General features: G+C 41.0%; 1 protein-coding gene and 1 pseudogene. Both read left to right on the forward strand.

Annotated features, from left to right (window positions below; all coding sequences use genetic code 11):
- Positions 1-1,600: pseudogene (locus CA600_RS32035) on the forward strand (hypothetical protein); the annotation flags it as partial.
- Positions 1,601-1,617: 17 nt separating this feature from the next.
- Positions 1,618-1,869, forward strand: a complete 252-nt coding sequence (locus CA600_RS30465) for a hypothetical protein (protein ID WP_076284165.1) — start codon at positions 1,618-1,620, stop codon at positions 1,867-1,869.
- Positions 1,870-2,428 lie beyond the last annotated feature (559 nt).

Consider the following 2,428-nt stretch of genomic DNA (forward strand, 5'->3'; position numbering starts at 1 on the left):
GAAGGATATCTACCAGGCACGGGATCAAATTGCAAAAGCGCAGACCGCATATAAAGTCTATCAAGCGTTTGGAAACAAGGCTCAAATGGACGCAATGCATAAGCTAGCGGAAGACGCACGCAAAAAGCTGGAATCCATGGGAGTCGACGCGGTTCAGTACCAGGTGGGGAAAGATCTAAGCGGCTATTTCAAGCAGGGGGCGGTCAAGTCGTGTGATTATGATCCGTCGATTACCACCAAAAGTGTACCACTTATGGAGAATGAAAAATATGCATTTCTGCTACGAATGTCGATGGAGAAAGGCACGAAGGGGGACTGGGCGAAGCAACAATTGGCAATGATGAAGCCACAGTCTACGATAGGATCATATGACCCACATGATTTTGTTTCGGATGAGGATATCTTAAATCGGAACAATCCTGAAGTAATCAAGCGATTGCAAGGTACGTACTGGTTTGACCTATCGATAGAGGAACAGGATCGGAGATTTGCAGAGACAAAGGCCTATTATGAAAAACATGAGAAGGAGGTAGCGGACAAAAACCGTCTACTGGGAAGTGGCGTTGGAAATCAGACAATTGCCAATATTTTAGAGGGCGGAAGTAGTATTCTGACCCATGCCATCGATACGGCGTCGTTTGGAATGGCAGGAACGATCACCGATTGGATTGTAGGACCGAAACCGAAGGGTTATGTAGATCCTATGGACGATCCGTACGGGAAAAAGGCTGGGCAATTTGCAGGGCAACTAATCAGCATAGGACTACCGTTTAAGTATTTAAAAGCAGTAAAGACCCCAGGCATGCTAGGGAAATTCTCACCAACTTTATTGAAATCGATGGTATCGGGTGCAATCAGTGGTACGATAGGAGAAGCATTTGATACCATTAATGATTATCGGGATGATGGAAAGCAAAGCTTAGGAGATCGGATAGCTACGGTTGGAGTCAATACCGTAATTGCAGGTGCGGGAGATGTAGCGATCAGGGCGGGAAGCAAAGTACTTGCAAGTACGATGAAATTTGTAAGTGGGAAGCTGTCGAAGATAAAGGTACCCAATTTTGAAGAGATCAGAAAGAAAGTATTGGAGAACATTGGGGAAAGTAAAGCCGCCCGAGAAACCTCAAATTACGGCGAGTATTTAAAGAAAGAGAAGGAATTACTTAAAGAGATAGAGAAGAAAGGGGTTCTTGAGGGGACGGGTAAAGTTCAGTCAGGTGGGAAATCTGATATTTTTGACCCGGATGAATATTTAAGAAATCTTGATAAAGCCGATGAAATGTACGATACTTTTAGGAGTTCAACCACGGATGTAGCATCAATAACAAGAAATACTGGTATGAAGGATAGTAGGGTTCAGAGAATAAAGGAGCATTTGTTTATCAAAGAACATATAAAAGATCATGGTGTTGGGCGCTTTGATGCTGATTATGATATTGCTCAAGCTTGGGAACGACTACAAAAAGGGACGTACAATCAAAGTGATATAGATTTACTAAATCATGAATTGTTTGAGTCGAGATTCGAAGGAATCTTCAAAACAAATTATAGGACAGCACATGATAAAACTTTAGAATCAGGTCGTCCGTGGAATCCATAATAAGGAGGAGACATATATTGGCTTCATTCGTTTTGTTACTTAAGGAAATGGAAGATGAGGAAAAGGTTATTTATAAATTTGGTCCGAATGAGATTGTTATGGGGAGAATTGAATTAAATAAAATAACAAGGAAGTTTGCCGAATTAGACCCGATTCCTGACCCGAACATTTCAACAAAATTTTATTTCGATAGAGCAGCACAAAAGTTATCAGTTTGTTTCATTAGGGAAAATGGACATTTCCCCGATAGAACTACATTTGAATCTTAATGTTAATGAAAACCTTGATTGGCTTCGTGCCTTTCAAGGTTTTTTTCATTGGTGGGGCTACCCAGTGCCGAATGAACTTATCATCCACCCAATAACACAAATAACCCATGTAATACCTGTTTGAAGATTTCTCCCTTTCGGTTGTACGCACATAAGATGCTTTAATTTTATAACTTAATAACGCTATTCCGTTGCAATGAACAGGTTGATTATGGTCAGATATCACCATGATTAACCTGTTTTTTGTTATGTTCGCTTTCTTACGGTTTATTCAAATTTACTCGCAACTGTAGATTACCCTGTGGCGATAGTGAGGGAGAGGAAGACGCTATCGTACCTTTAAAGAAGGATAGCGCGACAACTATAGTAAAGGTGAAATGCAAAGAATAGGACTTTGACCGCAACTTAACAGACACTTGCAACGACGATTACGATGCAGAAAAGAAATCTGGTGACGACCAGTCAACATATACAGGTAAGGTAACTAATTTGTTATTCGATCACGTTTTGTGCGATGGATTTTTAACGGCAAGAGGCTCAAACTACCATAGACAGTCTC

Source organism: Paenibacillus sp. VTT E-133280 (assembly GCF_002264385.1).
Taxonomy (GTDB): domain Bacteria; phylum Bacillota; class Bacilli; order Paenibacillales; family Paenibacillaceae; genus Paenibacillus_AQ; species Paenibacillus_AQ nitricinens.